Raw genomic sequence first — 20166 nt, forward strand, 5'->3', positions numbered from 1 at the left:
CGCGTCAAATCATGCGGCTTGTCTGCCGGGCATGATGTTTCCCGGGGGAGGAAAGGGCTTGCATAGCGAAGCGGGCGGAAAGGTCCAACCTTCCCGCCCGCATGGCATGTCGATTTGTGTTGCGGTGCAGCAAAATTGCACCGCTGAATTATGGCTGTCAGACTTCGCGCTTTTCCAGCCAGTCCTCGAGCCACTTGATCGAATAATCGCCGTTGAGCACGTCGTCCTGCCGCAGCAGTTCCTGGTGCAGCGGGATGTTGGTCTTCACCCCTTCAACCACCATCTCTTCAAGCGCGCGGCGCAGGCGCATGATGCAGCCTTCGCGGGTGCGGCCATAGACGATCAGCTTGGCGATCATGCTGTCGTAATAGGGCGGGATCCGGTATCCGGCGTAGAGTCCCGAATCCACGCGCACATGCATGCCGCCAGCCGCGTGGAAATAGGTCACGAGACCGGGCGAGGGGGCAAAGTTGAACGCATCCTCGGCGTTGATCCGGCACTCGATCGCGTGGCCTTTGAACTCGATATCCTCTTGCGTGACCGACAGCGGCCGGCCCTCGGCGATGCGGATCTGTTCGCGCACCAGATCGAGACCCGTGATCGCTTCGGTCACGGGGTGTTCGACCTGCAGGCGGGTGTTCATTTCGATGAAATAGAACTCGCCGTTTTCCCACAGGAATTCGATCGTGCCTGCGCCGCGATAACCCATGTCGCGCATTGCCTTGGCGCAAACCTCGCCCATGCGCATGCGTTCTTCGTGGCTGATGACGGGGGAGGGGGCTTCTTCGAGCACCTTCTGGTGCCGGCGCTGAAGCGAGCAGTCGCGCTCTCCCAGATGGATCGCGTTGCCATTGCCATCGCCGAACACCTGGAATTCGATGTGGCGCGGGTTGCCGAGGTATTTCTCGATATAGACCGTGGCATCGCCGAACGCGGCCTTGGCTTCGCTGCCCGCCTGCTGGATCAGCGTTTCGAGCTGGTCGGGGCTGTTGCACACCTTCATGCCGCGCCCGCCGCCGCCGCTCGCCGCCTTGATGATGACGGGATAGCCCGCCGCCTCGGCGATCGCCTTGGCCTCGGTGATGTCCGATACCGCGCCGTCCGAGCCCGGCACCAGCGGCAGGCCCAGTGCGCCCGCGGTCCGCTTGGCCTCGATCTTGTCGCCCATCGTGCGGATATGCTCGGGCTTGGGCCCGATCCAGATGATGTCGTGCGCCTCGACGATATCGGCGAACTTGGCATTCTCGGACAGGAAACCATAGCCGGGGTGGATCGCATCGCACTGCGCGATCTCGGCCGCCGAGATGATGTTGGCGATGTTGAGATAGCTCTCGGCCGCAGGTGCCGGGCCGATGCAGACCGCGTGGTCGGCAAGACGCACGTGCATCGCGTCGGCATCGGCGGTGGAATGCACCGCGACGGTTTCGATACCCATTTCATGTGCGGCGCGGTGGATGCGCAAGGCGATCTCGCCCCGGTTGGCGATCAGGATGCGTTTAATGCCCATGAGCTTACGAGATCACCACCAGAGGCTGGTCGAATTCGACCGGCTGCGCGCTCTCGATCAGGATCGCGGTGACGGTGCCGGCGCGCGGTGCGGTGATCGGGTTCATCACCTTCATCGCTTCGACGATCAGCAGCGTGTCGCCTTCCTTGACCGCCTGGCCCACCGAAATGAACGGCGCTGCGCCCGGTTCGGGGGTGAGATAGCAGGTGCCGACCATCGGCGATTTGACCGCATTGGTCATGTCGGGGCCAGCGGGTGCGGCAGGCTCTGCCGGAGCGGGAGCGGCGGCAGCCGGCGCTGCTGCGGCGGCAGGAGCGGGCGCTGCGGCATAGACCGGCGCGGCAGCGGCGACAGCGCCGCGCGACACACGGATCTTGCGATCATCGTCCTCGACCTCGATTTCGGTGAGGCCGGTTTCGTTGAGCAGTTCTGCGAGCTCGCGCACCAGTGCGGTGTCGATGTTCATGCCCCCCGACTTGCGCGTTGCCGAGTGCTTGTCCTGTCCCTCGTCGTTCGACATGAAGATCCCTTATCCTTTGGTTCGCCCGAATATCGCGCGGGACTATTGCCACCAATTGCGGCTGGCAAGTGGCAAGGGATCGAAAATGTGAAAGTCTGGTGACGGATCAGACCGCGCCGGACGCTACGGCTTCGAGCGCGATGCGGTATGAATCCGCGCCATGCCCCTCGACTGTCATCGCCGCCGCCATGCCGACATAGGATGTGTGCCGGAAGCTTTCGCGGGTTTTGGGATCGGACAGATGCACCTCGATCACCGGTGTGCGGATCGCCTTTATCGCATCGAGCAGCGCGATCGAGGTGTGGGTATAGGCGGCCGCATTGAGCAGCACTGCGCGCGCGCCTTCGGCTTGTGCCTCGTGCAGCCAATCGACCAGCATCCCTTCGTGATTGGTCTGGCGCATCTCGATTTCGAGACCCAGATCGCGCGCGCGGTCTTCGAGCATCCCGGCGATATCATCGAGCGTGGTGGTGCCGTAAATCTCCGGCTCACGCGTGCCGAGAAGATTGAGGTTGGGGCCGTTGAGGACATATACGAGGTTGGTCATGGCCCCGCCGTTAGCGCGCGGCGCGCGAATGCAAAAGCGCTACCTGTCGGTGCCCTTGGCCTTCCCCCACTGGCGCGCGGCGGTGTAGCCGAGGTAGCCGGTGCCGAAGAGCGCATAGAGCGGTTCGGGCAGGCCGGCGAGATAGGCGTTCATGCCCGCCGCGATATCCTGCGCGGCGGCGGGGCTGAAGGCGGAGAGCACCCCCATTGGCAGTGCGGCGAGCAGCAGTATATACATCACATACAAAAAGCTGGGCCGTGCGCGGCTGGTCCAAGGGTCGGCGGAATTGGCTTCCGCGACGATCGCCTTCAATTGCGTCTCGATCATCTGCATGTCCTGCGTGCCCTGCAGCGCGATCAGTTCAAGCTCGGCACGCGCCTGCGCTTCCTTGTCGGGGATGATCTTATCGATGATCGAGGCGATGGGGCCGATGAGAATGTCGACGAGGGCCATGATGCGCGCGCTCCTGTTTGGTGAGTCGCGCCATCAAATGACCAAATAGGTTAGAGTAGAAAAATCATTTAACCGATTACCTCTCTGCGTCGGCAAGCAGGCGCTGTGCCAGCACCAGATGCGGGCGGTCGAGCATGGCGCCGTCCAGCGCGACCACGCCCGCGCCGGGATGATCGGCAAAGGCCTGCACCACCGCGCGCGCGTGGGCGAGTTCCTCGGCGCTGGCGGTGAACGCGGCATTGATCGGATCGACCTGCGCCGGGTGGATCGCCAGCATTCCGGCAAACCCCTGCGCCCGCACCCGCCGCGCGCGCGCTCCCAGCGCGTCGAGATCGCGAAACTCGGGTTGCACGGTTTCGATCGGGGCAACCCCTGCCGCGGCGGCCCCGATCAGGCACAGGCTGCGCGCCATTTCGTAGGTGTGTGCATATTCTCCGTCGGGGCCGCGCTGTTCGCGTGCGCCCAATGCCGAGGACAGGTCTTCGGCCCCCCAGCTCATCGCCACCAGCCGCTCGCGCCCCGGATAGTCGCCGGCATAATCGCCGGTCTTGAACATCGCCGCCGCAGTCTCGGTGACCAGCGCGGCAATCAGGGTGCGCCCCTGCACGATCCCGTTCGCCGCTTCCAGCGCGGTGAGATAGTGGTGCAGCCGCGTCACATCGGCTGCGCCTTCGGCCTTGGGCAGGAACACGCCGCCGGGCTGCGCGGGCATCACCGCGACCAGATCGGCGATGCAGTCCGCGGTCGAAACCGGATTGATCCGCACCCACAACCGCGCGCGGTTGTCCGACGCTTTGATCGTCTCGGCCACCAGCGCACGCGCGGCGGGCTTGTTTTCCAGAGCAACCGAATCTTCGAGGTCCAGCAGCGCGATATCTGCGGCGCCGGCGATTGCCTTGCCCATCTTCTTTTCGCTGTCGCCTGGCGCAAACAGCCATGAACGCATCTTGGGCAGGGCGGGCGCGGTGGGCAGCATGGTCTGGCAATCCTCTTGTCGTGCCCTTGGCGCTTACGGACGGCGCGGGCTTGCTGCAAGGGTGTGAGCGGCGGAGTCGGCGCCTACCTTCTTTTGCGTTTGGCGCGGCGGCAATCCGGTTGCTACAAGAGACGCAAATTTTGCGATCCTTGGGGGAGCGACGTCTGTGGCCATAGCATTTTCCGTCAACGGCAAGCCGGTCAGCGTCGCGGTCGACGACGATACGCCGCTGCTCTGGGTGCTGCGTGACGAGCTCAAGCTGACCGGCACCAAGTTCGGCTGCGGCATCGCCGCGTGCGGAGCGTGCTCCGTGCATATCGATGGGGCGATCGGCCGGTCGTGCAGCATTCCGGTGAGCGAGCTTGCAGGCAAGGCGGTGACCACGATCGAAGGGTTGAAGGGCACCGACGGCACGCTGCACAAGGTGCAGGCGGCTTGGATCGACGCGCAGGTGCCGCAATGCGGATACTGCCAGTCGGGCCAGATCATGGCGGCCGCCGCTTTGATCGAGGCTGTGGGCACGCCGACCGATGCGCAGATCGACGAGGCGATGACCAATATCTGCCGCTGCGGCACCTATCCGCGCATTCGCCAGGCGATCCTCGCGGCCACCGGCGCGGCAGCCGCAGCGCCCGGTGCGGCCCGGACGGGAGAGGCATAATGGCCGACAATCCGACCCCGCATCTCGACTATCCCGAGGCAGAGAGCGCTGCGCCCGCACCAAAGCGCAAGGGGATCAAGCGCCGCATCTTCCTGGCCGGTTCGGCGCTGGTGGTGGGCGGCGGGATCTTCGGCGTGTGGTGGTCGGGCAATTCGGCCAGCGCGCGGGCGCGGGCGCTGACCGTGGGCAAGGGCGAGCATGGTTTTGCCACCTTCCTCAAGATCGCCGAGGATGACACCGTCACGGTCTATTCGCCGCACATCGATTTCGGACAGGGCTCGCACACCGCGCTTGGCCAGATGCTCGCGGACGAGCTTGACGCCGACTGGGAAAAGGTGCGGATCGAACAGGCCCCGGCCGATCCGGCTTTCGCCAATGATGCGCTGGCCAAGGGCTTCCTGCCGACGATGACGGGAGAGGCCGTGGCCGGGCTGTTGCCCGACGCAGTGATCGGGATGATGGCGCGTTCGATGCCGCTCCAGATTACGGGCGGATCCTCCGCGGTGCGCTTTACCGGGGAGGTCGGGATGCGGCGCACGGGCGCAGCGGTGCGTGCGGCGCTGGTGGCCGAGGCCGCCGAACGGCTGGGCGTTCCCGAAGCCGAACTGACCACCGCGAACAGCCGCGTCACGCACGCCGCCTCGGGCCGCGCGCTGCGCTATGGCGAGTTGGCGGCGGGCGCAGCCGAGCGGTCGCTCAGCGGTGATCCGCCGCTCAAGACGCGTGATCAATGGACGCTGATCGGCACGGACGTGCCCCGCCGCGATATTCCCGCCAAGGTCGATGGCAGCGCGGTTTACGGGATCGACTTCACGCTCCCCGACATGCGGATTGCCGCGATTGCTGCCGCTCCGGTGCGCGGCGGCACGCTGCAATCGGTCGATGCCGCGCCCGCGCTGGCGGTCAGGGGGGTGGAAAAGGTCGTCACGCTCGACGATGCGGTGATCGTGGTTGCCAACGGCTATTGGCCCGCGACCAAGGGGCTGGCGGCGCTGTCCCCGCAATTCACCGATGGCGGGCATGCCAGCGTCTCCACCGCAGCGATCTACGGCGCGCAGGCCAAACTGATGGATGGCGGCAAGGCCGACAACGCGGCGGGTGACGGCGATGTCGAGGCGGCGTTCGGCGCTGCGGGCGCGAAGCTGGTCGAGGCGGAATACCGCGTGCCGTTCCTGCACCATGCGATGATGGAGCCCTTCGCGCTCACCGGCCATTTCAAGGATGGCACGCTGCACATGTGGGGAGGATTGCAGGACCCGCTCAGCACCCGCGTACGCGCCGCCAAGGCCGCCGGGCTGGAGGTGGGCAACGTCGTCTTCCACCCGATGATCATGGGGGGCGGCTTTGGCCGGCGCTTCCCCGATGTGACCGAAATCATCGATCAGGTCGCGTTGCTGGCAAAACAGGTGCCATACCCGGTCAAGCTGATCTGGAGCCGCGAGCAGGAAGTCACCCACGGCACCTATCGCCCGCAATCCTCGGCGCGGATGAAGGCGGTGCTGGACGATGGCCGCATCACCGCCCTGCGCATGGATTACGCGCAAAGCGGCAATGCCGAGGGCGAGGTCCCCTTCATCTACGCCATCCCGGCCACTTCGCGGCGGCATTTCGCCTATCAGTCGAACCAGGTCGACGGGCCGTGGCGATCGGTCAATGCGACGCAGATCGGATTCTACACCGAAAGCTTCATGGACGAGCTCGCCCAGGCAGCGGGCGAGGACCCCTACCAGTTCCGGCGCAGGCATCTGGCACCTGGCTCGCGGCATCTCAGGGTGCTGGACGAAGTCGCCAGGCGCGCCGGCTGGAACACGCCGCTGCCCGAAGGCGTGGGCCGCGGCATCGCGATCGTCGAAAGCTTCGATACGATCGTGGCCGAGGTGGTCGAAGCGACCCTCAAGGACGACGGCACCCCCAGGGTGGTCCGCGCCTTTGCGGTGGTCGATTGCGGCACGACGATCAATCCGCGCAACGCCGAAGCGCAGATTTCGGGCGGTCTGATCATGGGGCTGTCCTCCGCATTGGGCGAAGCGATCACGCTCGACAAGGGTGCGGTGGTGCAGAGCAACTTTGCCGATTACCCGATTCTCAAGCTTGCCGATGCCCCGCCGCAGGTCGATGTCCACTTCATCGAAAGCGGAGCGAAGACCGGCGGGATCGGCGAGCCGGGCCTGCCGCCCGCCAGCCCCGCGCTCGCTAACGCATTGGCCGCGCTGACGGGCAAGCGGGTGCGCAACCTGCCAGTGCTGACGCAGGCCAGCGCTTGACCGGCGGCGCACCGCTCGACGGCTGGGCCGCGCTGGTGCTCGCCGGCGGAGCGGGGCGGCGCTTTGGCGGGGGCAAGCTTTCTGCCGATCTTGCCGGCGTGCCGGTGATCCGCCGCGTGACGGATCGCGCCCGCAGCGCAGGCTTTGCCGATGTGGTGGTGGTGACCGGCGCCGACGAGGCTGCGGTGCGCGCGGCGCTCGAAGGTGCGGCATGCCGGATCATCGCGGCAGCGGACTGGGCCGAAGGCATGGCAGCCACCTTGCGGATGGGAATCGCCGCGCTCGCGCCCGGCATGCAGGGCGTGTGCGTATTTCTGGGCGACATGCCGTCGGTGCCCGAAGGTATTTGCACGAACCTTGCCCAAGCCGCGCTCGACAACGGCTATGCCGCGCGCCCGCGCCATGACGGCAAGCCCGGGCATCCGGTCGCTTTCACCCGCGCAGCCTTTGCCGATTTGCAGGCGCTGACAGGCGACGAAGGCGCCGCCGCATTGTTCAGGGCGCACCCCGAACGGGTGGACTATTGTGATACCGATGATGCGGGCGTGCTGCTCGATATCGATACGCCGGATGATCTGGCGCGAATCGCGGCAGCCTGCGCGGCCTGAGCGACCTCGGCGACCAGCGACAGCGCGACATCGCGCGGTGTCTTGGCAAAGCCCGCCAGACCGATCGGCGCGTTGAGCCGGGCAATGTCCGCTTCGCCGACCCCGTGACCCGCAAGCCGCGCGATCCGCCCCTCCAGCCGCGCGCGCGCGCCGATTGCGCCGACATAAAACGCCGATGATTGCAGCGCAGCGGCCAGGCCGCGCTCGTCATCCTCGCGGTCGTGCGATAGCACTGCGATTGCCGTCCACCGGTCGGGTGCGATGGCGGCGAGCGCGGCGGCAGGATCGCCGCGATGATAGGCAAGTCCCGGCAGAGGCGCAGCCTCGGGCCCGCCGGGGGACACCAGCACAACCTCCCAGCCCATCGTCTGCGCAAGGTGGGCCGCCGTCAGCGCCGCGCCATCCTCGCCGATCAGAACCAGCCGCAAAGGTGGGGGATAGAACCGCGTGTAACGCGCCCCGTCCCACTCATCGCGGGCGGGATCGCTGCAAGCAGCGATGCTGCGCGCCTTGCCGTCGCTCCTCCACATCACCGGATACCGCGCCCGCCAGCTATCGCACAGCACCGCCAGCGCGGGATCATCGGCGGCCACCGGTTCGACCAGCACGCTTATTCCCGATCCGCAGGCCAGCCTGATATCGAACCACGGGCTGCCTTCGCCATAACGCAGCAGCCGCGGCGCGCCTTCGGCCAGCACCGCGCGCCCGTGCTGCGCGACATCATCCTCGATGCACCCACCCGACAGGAAACCCCACTGCGCATCGGGCGTGATCAGCATCTGCGCGCCGACATCGCGCGGGGCCGAACCGTCGACCTCGACCAGCGTCGCGATTGCGAGGCGCGGCGGCAGCGCAGGCATGGCGACGAGCGCCTGACGAATATCGTCGAGCGCGGCGGAAAGTTGGCGGGGGATCATGGGACAAGGCGTTTTGGCAGGAACATGCCGCCCGCCTACGCCGCCGAACGCGGGCGCGCAATCGCGCCGCAGCGCCTGAAAGGCGGGCAATCTGCCCCGGTCAGCCAAAGAAAGAAGGAAAATTCCACTGGTCGGGACGAGAGGATTCGAACCTCCGACCCCCACACCCCCAGTGTGATGCGCTACCAGGCTGCGCTACGTCCCGTCACCAGTGGAGGGGCGCCTATAGGGGGGGTCTGCAAGGCTGGCAAGCCGCTTTCGTGCCGCAATCTGCACTTCGGCCGAACGCTGCGGCAGGCGGCGTGCCAACCACGGGGCAAAGATTGCGAGACGCTTGCATTGCTGCTAGGCGCGCCCACTTGAAATCACGGGGGGCGCGAGCCTCCTTGTCGCAATCACCGGATCTGACGGGCTCTTTATCGCATGACAATCGACCTTCTTGCTGCCGCCGGGGCGGGCGCCTCTTCGGGTACCGCGCTGCTGATGAACATCGTGCCGATCGTCGGCATGATCGCGATCTTCTGGTTCCTGATCATCAATCCGCAGATGAAAAAGCAGAAGCAGCACCAGGAAAAGGTCGCCGCCGTCAAAAAGGGCGATCAGGTGATCACTGCCGGCGGTCTTCTGGGCAAGGTGATCAAGGTCGACGAAACCTATGTCGAGCTTGAGCTTGGCGCCAATGTCCGCGTCAAGGCGGTCAAGGCGACGCTGGGCGACATCATCACGCCCGGCGGCGCGCCCGCCAACGATTGATCCGGCCGGCCGCGCGAGCGCCGCATAATTTCTTCCTGCGTGTGAGATCCTGACGCAATGCTCGACTTTCCCCTCTGGAAAAAGCTGTCGCTGTGGGCGGTGACGCTGGCAGCCTCGCTGCTCGCGCTGCCATCCCTGTTCAATGTCGCGGGGCTCGATTGGCCCGCGTCGCTGCCGCGCCCCGAAGTCAATCTCGGGCTTGACCTTGCCGGCGGCTCGCACTTGCTGCTCGAAGCCAAGGCGAGCGACGTGCGCGCGCAGCGGCTCGACAACATGGAAGAAACCGTGCGTCAGCTCATGCGCGGCGCGACCCCGCGGATCCGCATCGGCGATGTCTCGACCGCGGGCGGGCAATTGTCCTTCATGCTCGAAAACGCCGCCGATATCGACCGCGCACGCGGGCTGATCGAACCGGTGATGCAGGGCCAGACCACCGTGCGCGAATGGGAATTGAACGTGGTCGATGGCCAGCGCATGGTGCTCAGCCAGACCGACGCGGGCGTCGCGCAGGCGATCGACGATGCGATGGACAGCGCCACCGAAGTCGTGCGCCGCCGGATCGACGAACTGGGCACGCGCGAGCCGACGATCATCCGACAGGGCGACACGCGGATCGTGGTGCAGGTGCCCGGCCTGCAGGACCCCGACGCGCTCAAGAACCTGCTCGGCCAGACCGCGCAGCTCGAATTCAAGCTGGTCGATTTGAACGCACTGCCCAGCAACGTGCAGGCAGGCATCGCGCCTGCCGGTAGCCAGATCGTCCCCTATGCCGACGGGCAAAGCGGCGCGATCGCGGTGCGCAGGCTTGGCGGGATTCGCGGTGACAACCTCACCGGCGCACAGGCGAGCCGCGACCAGCAGACCAACGAAAGCATCGTCTCGATCTCGTTCGATGCGCAGGGCGGGGCCAAGTTTGCCAAGCTCACCACCGAAAATGTCGGCAAGCCCTTCGCGATCATCCTCGATGGCAAGGTGCTATCGGCGCCCAACATCAACGAACCGATCATCGGCGGGCGCGCGCAGATTTCCGGCAGCTTTACGCCGGAAAGCGCGAACAATCTCGCGATCTCGCTGCGTTCGGGCGCCTTGCCCGTGCCGCTTGCGGTGGTCGAAGAACGCACCGTCGGCCCCGATCTCGGCGCGGATTCTATCCGCAAGGGGTTGCTCGCGATGGGCATCGGCAGCCTTGCGGTGATCGCGCTGATGGTGGCGACCTATGGCCGCTTCGGCATCTACGCCACGGTCGCGCTGGTCTTCAACGTGCTGATGCTGCTGGGGCTGATGGCGCTGGGCGGGTTCACGCTGACGCTGCCGGGGATCGCGGGCTTCGTCATCACGATCGGGGCGGCGGTCGATGCCAACGTGCTGATCAACGAACGCATCCGCGAAGAACGCGCGCGCGGCCGCAAGGTCGTTGCCGCGGTCGAGACCGGCTACAAGGAAGCCAGCCGCGCGATCTGGGACGCGAACCTCACCAACGTCATTTCGGGCGTTGCGCTGTTCGCGTTCGGGTCGGGCCCGATCAAGGGCTTTGCGGTGGTGCTGGTGATCGGCATCGTCACCTCGGTCTTCACCGGGGTCACGCTGACCCGCATGTTCGTCGCCGGGTGGCTGCGCAAGGCGCGCCCCAACGACATCAATATCTGAGGAGGGCTGACCCATGAAACTTCTGAAGCTCGTCCCCGACAACACCAATATCAAGTTCCTGAAACTGCGTGTGCCGTTCTTCGTGCTCAGCATCGTGCTGATCGTGGGGAGCTGGATCGCGGTGGCCGTCAACGGCCTCAACTTCGGGGTCGATTTTGCCGGTGGACAGGAAGTGCGCATCACCTTCCAGGAACAGCAGACCGCACCCATCGCGCCGTTGCGCGAACTGGTCGGCGGGCTGGGTTACGGCGAACCCGTGGTGCAGGAATTCGGCGCGCCCAACCAGGTGTCGATCCGCGTCGCGCTGCCCGAAGGGGCCGAGGATACCCCGGGCGCAGCAACCGCGATCGGCGACCGCGTGATCGCAACGATCACCGAGGCCTATCCCGACGCGCGCAAGGACGGCAACGACACCGTTTCGGGCAAGGTCGCGGGCGAATTCCGCGATCAGGCGATGCTGGCGCTGCTCGCGGCGATGGCAGCGGTTTCGCTCTACATCTGGATACGCTTCGAATGGCAGTTCGGTGTTGGCGCGATGTTCGCGCTGGTGCACGACGTGTCGGTCACGGTGGGCCTGTTCGCGCTGACCCAGATGGAGTTCAGCCTGCAGATCGTCGCCGCGATTCTCGCGATTATCGGCTATTCGTTGAACGATACGATCGTGGTCTATGACCGCATCCGCGAGAACATGAAGAAGTATCGCAAGATGCCGATGTTCGAACTGCTCGACCTGTCGGTCAACGAGACGCTGGCGCGCACCGTGATGACCTCGCTGACGCTGTTCATCGCGCTGATCCCGCTCTTGTTCCTCGGGCCGGAAAGCCTGTTCGGCATGGTTGCGGCGATCACCACGGGCCTGTTCATCGGCACCTATTCGTCGATCTACATGGCCGGGCCGCTGCTGATCTGGATGGGGGTGACCTCGAACAGCTTCGTGCAGACCGAAAGCGCGGTCGACCGCCAGGAAAAGCTCGCACGCGGCGAAGGCTGAAGGCGGGCGGGGCTCAGGCCCCGCTCACCAGCTTTTCGTAATGCGCCGCCAAACCGGCGGCGTTCGCATCCCAGCTGAAGCCTTCGGCCAAGGCCGCCACCGCCTCGCGCGGGGGCCGGGCGGCGAGCACCGCGTTGACCCCTGCGGCGACGCCTTCGGGCGTGCGTTCGACCAGTCTGCCTGCCGTGTCGGTGGCGATAAGCTCGCGTGCCCCCCCGACATCGCAGGTGACCACCGGGGTTCCGCAGGCCAGCGCCTCGACCCAGGCATTGGCGAGCCCCTCGTTCGCGGTGGGCAATACCATCACATCGGCCGCCGACAGGATCAGCGGCATCAGATCATGGTCGATCGAGCCGGCAAAGAACACGCGGGGTGCCAAGCCCTCGCTTGCCGCCAGCGCGCGCAGATCGGCCTCGTCCTCGCCCTTGCCGACCAGCACCAGCAAGGCCTCGGGGATGGCATGCAGCGCGCGGATCGCGATCGCCTGCCCTTTGCGCGCAATCAGTGCGCCGACACACACCAGCAGCGGCACGCCATCGGGAAGGGCAAAGCCCAACTCCTCGGACAATTGCCGGCGCAGTTGCGGGTGGTTGAAGGGCCGGAACCGGTCGCGGTCGAGGCCGGTGTAATGCAGCGTGATCTTGGCGCGCTCCATCCCCATTGCGGCCATCCGGTCGGCCAAGTCGGCGCTCACGGTAAGCAGCCCCTTGGCCTGCCGCGCCGCGGCGACCATTTGCGTGCGCGCAAAGCCGCGCTCCCCCCAGAGCGTGATGTCGCTTCCGCGCGCCTTGATCGACAAGGGCCGGTCAAGCTTTCGCGCGATCTGGGCCGCAGCGGGCCCATCGGGGAAGAAGAATTGCGCGTCGATCACATCGACCGGGGTTTCGGTATCGAGTCGCTGCGCCAATGGCAGCACGGCGGCGGCAATCGCGGCGGCATTGTAACGCGCGCCGATGCGCGGGATCAGCGTGAAACGCGGGCGGTGGACGGTAATTCCGCACTCCTCGCTGACAGCAGGCAGATCGGCGAGCGCGCGATAGCGACCAAACGCCACCGGCGGCAGGCCGATCGGATTGATCACGGTCACCCGCCAGTCGCCGCGCCGCGCCAGCGCCTCGAGCGAGCGCGCGACAAAGGTCCCGAACCGCGGGGTGACCGGGTTGGGATAGAGGGTCGAGATTGCCAGAACGTGGTTCACGAAGGCCTCCCTTGCAAGCGGTGGCGGTTACAGCGACCGCACCAGCATGAATGCGCGCGCGATCCATGGCGGGTTGTCGACCACCACCTGCTTCTGCCCGGCGCCGGGGGGAAGCAGGCCCACCATCGTCCCGCGCCGGTCGATCAACCGGCCAAAGGCAAACCGCCCGCCCGGACGCGGCACGAGGCAATCGCAATTCATCGCGGCGCCCACCGCTTGCATGTTGATCGGGCGCAGCCACACCAGATCGCCGCTGCGATATTCGCCCGCGCTGTGGCTCACCGCAAGCACCATCGGCGAAGGGCCATCGCCGGTTGAAAGCGCGCTGGGCGCGACGGCTTCGCGCGGGGTGCGCAGCGCCTCTGCGCCCGCGGGGCCCAGCTCGGCGACGATCTGAACCGCGCTCTGTTCGCCTGCGCGCATCAGGCTGGCAGGCTCGACGCCCAGAGCGGCGGCAATCCGATTGAGCCAGCCAAGCGACAATTGCCGCATCCCGGTTTCGAGACGACCGATGGTCTGCGCAGTGGTTGGCGGATCGCAGGCCGCAGCCAGATCGGCCAGCGTCATGCCCTTGGCCTTGCGGAAATCGCGGATGCGGTTGGTCATGTCACGCCTTCTTTGGCTCGATCGCGTGGCGGCTAAAGTCGCCCGCAGAATTAACCGGATTGGTTTTTTCTTTCCTACACTTTGTGCCGCTTGGCAAGTCCTGTCGGCCACAACGTGCCAAGGAGCCCTGCATGAAACGCCATCTCGTCGAACGCGAACTCACCTCCGAAGGCCCGCGGAGCCGCGCCGCAGGGCCAGGCGGTTTGCGCCGCAGCCGTTCGGTGACGGTCAATCTTGCCGAAAGCCCGCTGGTCTGGCTGCATGCGCGCGGGCATCTGTCGCAGCGGTTGCTCGATGCCGGCGAAGCATTGCGTGCCGATTACGAGCGCGCACAGCTGCCTGCCAGCATCACGATGCGCTGGGACCCGGTGCGCAGCGCCTCGACCGCACCGGGCGGGCTCGACCCGACCGAACGCCAGATCGCCGCGCGTCAGCGATTCGACGGGGCGATCAAGGCCGCCGGGCACGGGCTCGAGGATATTCTGTGGCGCGTGGTCTGCGCTGGCGAGGCCTTGCCCGACGCGGAAAAAGGGATGGGGTGGCCCGCGCGCAGCGGCAAGCTTGTGCTGCGATTCGCGCTCGAACGGGTTGCGGGGTTCTACCGGATCACCTGACCCGCGCGGCGATCATCTCGCGCAAGGTCGGCAGCACCTCGTCTGCAAACCACGGATGTTTGGCCACGAACATCCGCGCGCGCCATGAAGGGTGGGGGAGCGCGACAAAGGGCAGGTCTTCGCCGAAACGTGCGACACGCTCCGCCAGGCCCATCCGCTTGAGATGCGGCAGATAGCGCGCCTGCGCATGCACCCCGATCAGCAGCGTCAGCCGGTCGTCGGGCAGAATGTCGAGCACCGCATCATGCCAGCGCGGCGCACATTCGCGGCGCGGCGGCGCATCCCCGCCGCCCGCGCGGCCCGGATAGCAGAACCCCATCGGCATCTGCGCGATCTTGTCGTCGTCGTAGAACGTGGCCTTGTCGAGCCCGAGCCATTCGCGCAGCCGGTCGCCGCTGTCATCGTCCCACGCAGCGCCGCTGGCATGGACCTTCGTGCCCGGCGCCTGGCCCACCAGCAACACGCGCGCGGTGGGCGAAAACCGCACGATGGGGCGCGGCCCGAGCGGCAGATGCGCGGCGCACAGGGTGCAAGCGGCGATCCGCCGGCGCAGGTCGTCGATGTAATCCCCGCCCCGTTCGGTCTTCTTCAACCCTCGACCATTTCCGCCAGCATCAGCCAGCGTTCCTCTGCCGCGTCCTTTTCCGCCCGCGCGTTCGCCACCCCGGTGCTGATCGTCGCAAACCGCGCCGGGTCTTTGGTGTAGAGTTCGGGATCGCTCAGCAGCGCCTCGCCCTTGGCAATCGCGGCTTCGAGTTCCTCGATCCGCGCAGGCAGGATTTCGTAATCGCGCTGATCCTTGTAGGTCAATTTCGGTGCTGCGGCGGGTTTTGTAGGAACGGGTTTTTGCCCCCCTCTAGACCCCGTCTCGAACCCACCTTGACCCGCTTTGGACCCCGTTTTGCCTCCCGCTGGCGGCGCTTTGCGGCGCGCTTCCCAATCGGCGTATCCGCCCGCGACGATATCCACCTTGCCCGATCCGTCGAGCCCCAGCGTGATCGTGACCGTGCGGTCGAGGAAGTCGCGGTCGTGGCTGACGATCAGCACGGTGCCGTCGAAATCGGCGATGACTTCTTGAAGCAGATCAAGCGTTTCCAGATCGAGGTCGTTGGTCGGCTCGTCGAGCACAAGCAGGTTCGCGGTGCGCGCAAATTCGCGCGCGAGCAGCAGACGCGAGCGTTCGCCGCCCGACAGAATACCGACCTTGGTATCGACGAGGCCCGGATCGAATAGGAAATCCTTGAGATAGGCCATCACGTGCTTGCGCACCCCGCGCACATCGATCCAGTCGCCGCCCTCGGCAATGATCTGCCGCACCGTCGCATCGGGCGCGAGCAGCTTGCGCTGCTGGTCGATCATCACCCCGGTCAGCGTGCGGGCATGGGTGACGGAGCCGGTATCGCTCTCGATTTCGCGGGTGAGCAGTTTCAGCAAGGTGGTCTTGCCTGCGCCGTTCGATCCGACGATGCCGATGCGGTCGCCGTTCTGGATCCGCAGCGAGAACGGCTTGATGATCGCGCGTGTCCCGTAAGTCTTTGAAATATTGTCCGCGACAATCACTGACTTGGATTTGAAATCGGCATCGCTGGCGAGCTTTAGTTTGGCGGTGCCGGCACCCGAGATCATCGCGGCGCGCACTTCGCGCATCTGGTAGAGTTTCTCCAGCCGGCCCTGATTGCGCTTGCGCCGCGCGGTCACCCCGCGTTCGAGCCAGTGCGCTTCGAGCTTCAGCTTGGCATCGAGCCGATCGGCATTGCGCGCCTCTTCGGCATAGACGGTTTCCTCCCACGCCTCGTATCCGCCAAAGCCCACTTCCTTGCGCCGCAGCGTCCCCCGGTCGAGCCACAAGGTCGCGCGCGTCAGCCGGGTCAGGAAGGTGCGGTCGTGGGAAATGGTGATGAAGGCCCCGCGGTAACGCGACAGCCAGTCCTCAAGCCAGTCGATCGCGGCCAGATCGAGGTGGTTGGTCGGCTCGTCGAGCAGGATGAGGTCCGGGTCCTGCGCCAGCGCGCGGGCGAGCGCGGCGCGGCGCTTCTCGCCCCCGCTCGCGGTGGCGGCCTCGCGGGTCAGGTCGATCCCGAGCTGACCGGCAATGGCTTCCACCTCATGCGCTGCGGGCGCATCGTCGCCGCCGATCGCAAAGTCCATCAGCGTGGCGAAGGGGGTGAAATCGGGATCTTGTTCGAGGAACACCAGCCGCGTTCCTGGCTTGATCCGGCGCTCCCCCCGGTCGGCATCGATCTGCCCGGCGATCAGCCGCAGCAGCGTTGTCTTGCCCGCGCCATTGCGTCCGATCAGCGCGAGCCGATCGCCCGGCAGGACATGCAGATCGATCGGCGCCGCGCCGCTGGTGGGTGTCGGCCCGCCGAACAGCCAGCGCCCCCCCTGTTGCAATGCGAGACCTTCGAACGAGAAAATTGGGGGCTGTGCCATAGGCGGAGCACGTAAGGGCTGGCGGCCATCGCCACAAGGGCAGGGAACATGTGACCGCCCGGTCCGGTTCAACCGCCAGAAAGCCGAGCCGTGTCAGGCACGAGGCGAACCGGAGGAATGCCCCAATGAAATCAGTGACTATCCTTGCCGCCGCATCGGCGATGTCCATCTCCGCAGCCGCAGCCGCTGCACCGCAGGTCGATATCGCCGCGACCGGCCCCGTGGTCGAACTGACCGTCTTCGAAAACGTCGAGATCGCGCCCGACACCTCCACGATCGGTGCCGGCGTCAGCACCGAGGCTACGACTGCGACTAAAGCCCTGCGTCTGAATTCGGTCGAAATGAAGAAGGTGGTCGACCGGATCAAATCGCTCGGGATTGCCGCGCGCGATATCCAGACCACCGGCATCAATCTCAACCCGCGCTACGATTACGACCAGACCACGCAGCGCCAGATTTTCCGCGGCTATCAGGCATCGAACCGCGTCAGCGTCAAATTGCGCAAGGTCGCCGATACGGGCCGCGTGCTCGATGCGCTGGTCGCCGCGGGTGCGACCGATCTGAATGGCCCGACCTTCAGCATTGACGATGATACCGCCGCCAAGAAGCAGGCGCGCGAACGTGCCGTTGCGCGCGCCACCGCGCAGGCCAAGGATTATGCCGGTATGTTCGGCTATTCGGGCGCCCGCGTCTTGGCGATCAACGAAAGCCTGACCGGGATGCCGATGCCGTTCGAATCGGCAAAGATGCGCGTCGTTTCGGCAGATGTCTCTGCGCCGGTTGCCCCGGTCGAGCCGGGGATGGTCTCCGCAGGCGTGACTGTGACCGTCACCTTCGAGCTGACGGGAGCACCTGCCGCGCGATAAGCCATTCACGGCTTGTTCAATGGCCGGGGGGTAGGCATGGTTCTGTCATGAATGCTCCCCGCGCCTCGCTGCGAATTTCGCTTGCTCTTCTCGCCCTGATCGGCGCGCCTGCCATGGCGCAGAAGGATCAGCCGCGCGGTGACCAAGGCGAAGCGCGGCGCGAGCTTCAGGCCGGCACGATCATGCGCTCGAGCGAGATCGAGGCGCGCATCCTGCCTGCGATGCGCGGGGCTGAATATCTCGGATTTGCCTACGATTCGACCGCGCGCGCCTACCGCTTGAAGTTCATCAAGGATGGCCGTGTCACCTATGTCGATGTCGATGCCCGCACGGGCAGGGTTATCGGGCGCTCTCGCTGACAACGTGCCGGGGACAGTCGGCAAGGATTGCCGTCAGCCTTGCTTGACGCATTCGCGTCAATCGCGCACCAACCCGGCCAACGTTAATCAGGAAACCGGATCCTCATGCGCATTCTGATCGTCGAAGACGAACCCACCCTTGGCGCACAGCTCAAGTCGACACTTGAAGGCCAGGGCTACGCGGTCGACCTGTCGGTCGATGGCGAGGACGGGCATTTTATGGGTTCGACCGAGGATTATGATGCGGTCGTGCTCGATCTGGGGCTGCCGGAAATCGACGGATTGAGCGTGCTGGGCATGTGGCGCCGCGAGGGGCGCGCCTTCCCGGTGCTGGTGCTGACCGCGCGCGATTCGTGGAGCGACAAGGTCGCCGGGCTTGATGCAGGCGCGGACGATTACCTCGCCAAGCCGTTCCAGACCGAAGAACTGATCGCCCGTCTGCGCGCGTTGATCCGCCGCGCATCGGGCAATACGTCCTCCGAACTCACCGCAGGCGACGTGCGGCTGGACACCCGTTCTGGCCGCGTGACGCTGGCGGGCGAGCCGGTCAAGCTGACCGCGCAGGAATACAAATTGCTGAGCTACCTGATGCACCACAAGGGCAAGGTCGTCAGCCGCACCGAATTGATCGAACATATCTACGATCAGGATTTCGACCGCGATTCGAACACGATCGAAGTCTTCGTCACCCGTATTCGCAAGAAGCTGGGTGCAGACGTGATTACGACCATCCGTGGCCTCGGTTACAGCCTCGACGACCCCGCCGATCAGCCGCGCGCCTGATCCGGCTTCCGGCGGCGGCGATCGTTCCGCTTCTCCGCTCGGTGGCGGGGACGGCCTCGGTGCGCCCGCCGACGATCTGACACACCCGCCGCAGCCGCGCGCCAGCCTTGCGCGGCGCATGGGGTTGATCGCTGCCGGGTGGATTTCGGTTCTCTTGCTGGGCGGCGGCATCGCGCTTGAACGCACGCTCACCAGCCAGGTCGAAGCCAACTTCGACGAACAGCTCGATTACCAGCTGACCGCGATGATCGCGTCGGCCGAGATCGATGCCAGCGGCGAGGTATGGTTCTATCGCACGCTGGGCGATCAACGTTTTCTTGAGCCGGGCAGCGGGCTTTACTGGCAGATATCGGGCGGCAACTACGAACCCTGGCCCTCGCGCAGCCTGTGGGACCGGACGCTCAAGTTGCAGGGGATGGACGCCAAGGCCGGCCATTTCGACAGCGATGTTCACGTCTATGATTCGGACCAGTTCGCAGGCGAACCGCTGCGGATCGCCGAGCGCACCGTGATCCTCCCGGGCAGCGAGACGCGCTGGACCTTCGCGGTTGCCAGCGCAACCGAACAGATGGACGCGCAGGTCAGCCGGGTGCGGCTGATCCTGATCTGGAGCTTTGCGGTGCTGGGCCTTGGCCTGCTTTTGATGGCGCTGATGCAGGTGCGCTATGGCCTCTCGCCGCTCCGCCGCGTGCGCGCCGCGATCCAGAACCTGCGCACCACCGGCGCGGGCCGGATCACCGAGCCATTGCCGCTCGAAGTGCAGCCGCTGGTCGACGAACTGAACGCGCTGCTCGAACATTCAGAGCATCAGGCCGAAGAGGCCCGCCGCCACGCCGGCAATCTTGCGCATGCTCTCAAGACCCCGCTGACCGTGCTCACCAACGCGGCCACCGCGCGCGCGCCCGATCTGGGGGAAGCGGTAATGCGCGAGACGCGGACGATGCAGCGCCACGTCGATCACCACCTGGCGCGCGCCCGCGCGGTGGGGCGCCGCGCGGTGGGCCATGCGCGCACCAATGTCCGCGACAGCGCCGAAGCCGTGCGCCGTGCGGTCGAGCGGCTCTATCCCGAAGGCCGCCTCGATATCGCGGGCGGCCGCGATGCGATGGTCTCGCTCGAACGGCAGGATCTGGACGAGCTGCTCGGCAATCTGATCGAGAATGCGGCCAAATATGGTGGCGGGTCGGTGTTCGTGACGATCGACCCCGACGAAGCCGAGGCACCGCAGGATCCCGGGATGTGTCTGATCTGGGTCGAGGATGACGGCACCGGCATCCCTGAGGCTGAGCGCGTGCGGATCTTCGATCGCGGCGCAAGGCTCGACACGGGCAAGCCCGGGACCGGTCTTGGCCTTGCGATCGTGCGCGATGTCGCAGAAATCTACGGTGGCAGCGTCACACTCGGCACCAGCGAGGACCTGGGCGGCCTGCTTGTCGAACTACGCCTGCCGCGCGCCAGCTGAA

Annotated in this window: 21 protein-coding genes and 1 tRNA gene; 11 read left to right on the top strand and 11 right to left on the bottom strand. The window is 66.0% G+C overall.

The annotated features are described in order from the left end of the window. Positions 1–157: 157 nt before the first annotated feature. The 5 genes from accC to A9D12_RS10340 all read right to left on the bottom strand — a co-directional run bounded on the left by accC (position 158) and on the right by A9D12_RS10340 (position 4003). Complete coding sequence (gene accC / locus A9D12_RS10320; protein ID WP_068351527.1) at positions 158–1507, bottom strand: acetyl-CoA carboxylase biotin carboxylase subunit; 1350 nt, start codon at positions 1505–1507, stop codon at positions 158–160. Positions 1508–1511: 4 nt separating this feature from the next. Beyond that, positions 1512–2027: an acetyl-CoA carboxylase biotin carboxyl carrier protein gene (accB, locus tag A9D12_RS10325; protein ID WP_418251562.1), complete on the bottom strand. Its 516-nt coding sequence runs from the start codon at positions 2025–2027 to the stop codon at positions 1512–1514. 106 nt (positions 2028–2133) lie between these two features. Further along, positions 2134–2574 carry a type II 3-dehydroquinate dehydratase gene (locus A9D12_RS10330; protein WP_068351530.1) on the bottom strand — a complete coding sequence of 147 codons (441 nt, stop codon included), beginning with the start codon at positions 2572–2574 and terminating at the stop codon, positions 2134–2136. A 39-nt stretch (positions 2575–2613) separates the two neighbouring features. Continuing rightward, complete coding sequence (locus A9D12_RS10335; protein ID WP_068351533.1) at positions 2614–3027, bottom strand: holin family protein; 414 nt, start codon at positions 3025–3027, stop codon at positions 2614–2616. Between the two features lie 76 nt (positions 3028–3103). Then, complete coding sequence (locus tag A9D12_RS10340; RefSeq protein WP_068351536.1) at positions 3104–4003, bottom strand: HpcH/HpaI aldolase/citrate lyase family protein; 900 nt, start codon at positions 4001–4003, stop codon at positions 3104–3106. 166 nt (positions 4004–4169) lie between these two features. On the opposite strand from A9D12_RS10340, the gene A9D12_RS10345 reads away from it, so the two are divergent. Genes A9D12_RS10345 through A9D12_RS10355 form a run of 3 tightly spaced genes read left to right on the top strand, consistent with a single transcriptional unit; the run spans position 4170 to position 7536 of the window. Continuing rightward, positions 4170–4664, top strand: a complete 495-nt coding sequence (locus A9D12_RS10345) for a (2Fe-2S)-binding protein (protein ID WP_082925520.1) — start codon at positions 4170–4172, stop codon at positions 4662–4664. After that, a complete protein-coding gene (locus A9D12_RS10350; protein WP_082925521.1) occupies positions 4664–6928 on the top strand; it encodes a xanthine dehydrogenase family protein molybdopterin-binding subunit in 2265 nt (754 codons plus the stop codon). The genes A9D12_RS10345 and A9D12_RS10350 overlap by 1 nt, the downstream gene beginning before the upstream one ends. Further along, the gene (locus A9D12_RS10355) at positions 6925–7536 is read left to right on the top strand and encodes a nucleotidyltransferase family protein (RefSeq protein WP_068351539.1); all 612 of its coding nucleotides are present in this window, start codon (positions 6925–6927) and stop codon (positions 7534–7536) included. Before A9D12_RS10350 ends, A9D12_RS10355 begins: the two co-directional genes overlap by 4 nt. On the opposite strand, the gene A9D12_RS10360 is transcribed toward A9D12_RS10355, so the two are convergent. Further along, the gene (locus tag A9D12_RS10360; RefSeq protein ID WP_068351543.1) at positions 7449–8453 is read right to left on the bottom strand and encodes an XdhC family protein; all 1005 of its coding nucleotides are present in this window, start codon (positions 8451–8453) and stop codon (positions 7449–7451) included. The two genes, A9D12_RS10355 and A9D12_RS10360, sit on opposite strands and share 88 nt — an antisense overlap. A gap of 128 nt (positions 8454–8581) precedes the next feature. Further along, a tRNA-Pro gene (locus A9D12_RS10365) sits at positions 8582–8658 on the bottom strand. 218 nt (positions 8659–8876) lie between these two features. Between A9D12_RS10365 and yajC the strand changes: the two genes are divergently transcribed. Genes yajC through secF form a run of 3 tightly spaced genes read left to right on the top strand, consistent with a single transcriptional unit; the run spans position 8877 to position 11844 of the window. Then, positions 8877–9206, top strand: coding sequence for a preprotein translocase subunit YajC (gene yajC, locus A9D12_RS10370; protein WP_068351546.1), 330 nt, complete (start codon positions 8877–8879; stop codon positions 9204–9206). Between the two features lie 57 nt (positions 9207–9263). Beyond that, complete coding sequence (secD, locus tag A9D12_RS10375) at positions 9264–10853, top strand: protein translocase subunit SecD (RefSeq protein ID WP_068351549.1); 1590 nt, start codon at positions 9264–9266, stop codon at positions 10851–10853. Positions 10854–10866: 13 nt separating this feature from the next. Then, on the top strand, positions 10867–11844 hold the full coding sequence (gene secF / locus A9D12_RS10380) for a protein translocase subunit SecF (protein ID WP_068351552.1): 978 nt from the start codon (positions 10867–10869) through the stop codon (positions 11842–11844). 13 nt (positions 11845–11857) lie between these two features. Here secF and A9D12_RS10385 read toward each other — a convergent pair whose 3' ends face one another. Together A9D12_RS10385 and A9D12_RS10390 are read right to left on the bottom strand one after the other, a co-directional pair. Next, positions 11858–13042 (bottom strand): glycosyltransferase, encoded by a 1185-nt coding sequence (locus A9D12_RS10385; RefSeq protein ID WP_068351555.1) that lies wholly within the window; start codon positions 13040–13042, stop codon positions 11858–11860. A 27-nt stretch (positions 13043–13069) separates the two neighbouring features. After that, positions 13070–13648: a helix-turn-helix domain-containing protein gene (locus tag A9D12_RS10390; RefSeq protein WP_068351558.1), complete on the bottom strand. Its 579-nt coding sequence runs from the start codon at positions 13646–13648 to the stop codon at positions 13070–13072. Between the two features lie 131 nt (positions 13649–13779). Here A9D12_RS10390 and A9D12_RS10395 point away from each other — a divergent pair, with 131 nt between their 5' ends. Then, positions 13780–14262 (top strand): DUF6456 domain-containing protein, encoded by a 483-nt coding sequence (locus A9D12_RS10395; RefSeq protein ID WP_068351561.1) that lies wholly within the window; start codon positions 13780–13782, stop codon positions 14260–14262. Here A9D12_RS10395 and A9D12_RS10400 read toward each other — a convergent pair. Together A9D12_RS10400 and A9D12_RS10405 are read right to left on the bottom strand one after the other, a co-directional pair. Then, positions 14255–14854: a uracil-DNA glycosylase family protein gene (locus A9D12_RS10400; protein ID WP_068351565.1), complete on the bottom strand. Its 600-nt coding sequence runs from the start codon at positions 14852–14854 to the stop codon at positions 14255–14257. The two genes, A9D12_RS10395 and A9D12_RS10400, sit on opposite strands and share 8 nt — an antisense overlap. Then, on the bottom strand, positions 14851–16695 hold the full coding sequence (locus A9D12_RS10405; RefSeq protein WP_068351569.1) for an ABC-F family ATP-binding cassette domain-containing protein: 1845 nt from the start codon (positions 16693–16695) through the stop codon (positions 14851–14853). Before A9D12_RS10405 ends, A9D12_RS10400 begins: the two co-directional genes overlap by 4 nt. A gap of 125 nt (positions 16696–16820) precedes the next feature. On the opposite strand from A9D12_RS10405, the gene A9D12_RS10410 reads away from it, so the two are divergent. The 4 genes from A9D12_RS10410 to A9D12_RS10425 all read left to right on the top strand — a co-directional run bounded on the left by A9D12_RS10410 (position 16821) and on the right by A9D12_RS10425 (position 20165). Further along, positions 16821–17561, top strand: coding sequence for an SIMPL domain-containing protein (locus A9D12_RS10410; RefSeq protein ID WP_068351572.1), 741 nt, complete (start codon positions 16821–16823; stop codon positions 17559–17561). A 47-nt stretch (positions 17562–17608) separates the two neighbouring features. Beyond that, complete coding sequence (locus A9D12_RS10415) at positions 17609–17920, top strand: PepSY domain-containing protein (protein WP_068351575.1); 312 nt, start codon at positions 17609–17611, stop codon at positions 17918–17920. Positions 17921–18025: 105 nt separating this feature from the next. Beyond that, entirely contained in the window at positions 18026–18703 is a 678-nt protein-coding gene (locus tag A9D12_RS10420; RefSeq protein ID WP_068351578.1) for a response regulator transcription factor, read from the top strand. Continuing rightward, positions 18654–20165, top strand: a complete 1512-nt coding sequence (locus A9D12_RS10425) for a sensor histidine kinase (RefSeq protein WP_197489806.1) — start codon at positions 18654–18656, stop codon at positions 20163–20165. The genes A9D12_RS10420 and A9D12_RS10425 overlap by 50 nt, the downstream gene beginning before the upstream one ends. The last annotated feature ends 1 nt before the right edge of the window (position 20166 follow it).

It is taken from the genome of Erythrobacter neustonensis, assembly GCF_001663175.1.
GTDB lineage: Bacteria > Pseudomonadota > Alphaproteobacteria > Sphingomonadales > Sphingomonadaceae > Erythrobacter > Erythrobacter neustonensis.

What these genes read in the sequence shown, in the direction of transcription:
- secD (WP_068351549.1), top strand. Translation starts at nt 9,264, where the DNA reads ATGCTCGACTTTCCCCTCTGGAAAAAGCTGTCGCTGTGGGCGGTGACG.
- secF (WP_068351552.1), top strand. Translation starts at nt 10,867, where the DNA reads ATGAAACTTCTGAAGCTCGTCCCCGACAACACCAATATCAAGTTCCTG.
- A9D12_RS10420 (WP_068351578.1), top strand. Translation starts at nt 18,026, where the DNA reads ATGCGCATTCTGATCGTCGAAGACGAACCCACCCTTGGCGCACAGCTC.
- A9D12_RS10395 (WP_068351561.1), top strand. Translation starts at nt 13,780, where the DNA reads ATGAAACGCCATCTCGTCGAACGCGAACTCACCTCCGAAGGCCCGCGG.
- yajC (WP_068351546.1), top strand. Translation starts at nt 8,877, where the DNA reads ATGACAATCGACCTTCTTGCTGCCGCCGGGGCGGGCGCCTCTTCGGGT.
- A9D12_RS10360 (WP_068351543.1), bottom strand. Translation starts at nt 8,453, where the DNA reads ATGATCCCCCGCCAACTTTCCGCCGCGCTCGACGATATTCGTCAGGCG.
- A9D12_RS10390 (WP_068351558.1), bottom strand. Translation starts at nt 13,648, where the DNA reads ATGACCAACCGCATCCGCGATTTCCGCAAGGCCAAGGGCATGACGCTG.
- A9D12_RS10335 (WP_068351533.1), bottom strand. Translation starts at nt 3,027, where the DNA reads ATGGCCCTCGTCGACATTCTCATCGGCCCCATCGCCTCGATCATCGAT.
- A9D12_RS10350 (WP_082925521.1), top strand. Translation starts at nt 4,664, where the DNA reads ATGGCCGACAATCCGACCCCGCATCTCGACTATCCCGAGGCAGAGAGC.
- A9D12_RS10415 (WP_068351575.1), top strand. Translation starts at nt 17,609, where the DNA reads ATGAATGCTCCCCGCGCCTCGCTGCGAATTTCGCTTGCTCTTCTCGCC.
- A9D12_RS10405 (WP_068351569.1), bottom strand. Translation starts at nt 16,695, where the DNA reads ATGGCACAGCCCCCAATTTTCTCGTTCGAAGGTCTCGCATTGCAACAG.
- accC (WP_068351527.1), bottom strand. Translation starts at nt 1,507, where the DNA reads ATGGGCATTAAACGCATCCTGATCGCCAACCGGGGCGAGATCGCCTTG.
- A9D12_RS10340 (WP_068351536.1), bottom strand. Translation starts at nt 4,003, where the DNA reads ATGCTGCCCACCGCGCCCGCCCTGCCCAAGATGCGTTCATGGCTGTTT.
- accB (WP_418251562.1), bottom strand. Translation starts at nt 2,027, where the DNA reads ATGTCGAACGACGAGGGACAGGACAAGCACTCGGCAACGCGCAAGTCG.
- A9D12_RS10330 (WP_068351530.1), bottom strand. Translation starts at nt 2,574, where the DNA reads ATGACCAACCTCGTATATGTCCTCAACGGCCCCAACCTCAATCTTCTC.
- A9D12_RS10410 (WP_068351572.1), top strand. Translation starts at nt 16,821, where the DNA reads ATGAAATCAGTGACTATCCTTGCCGCCGCATCGGCGATGTCCATCTCC.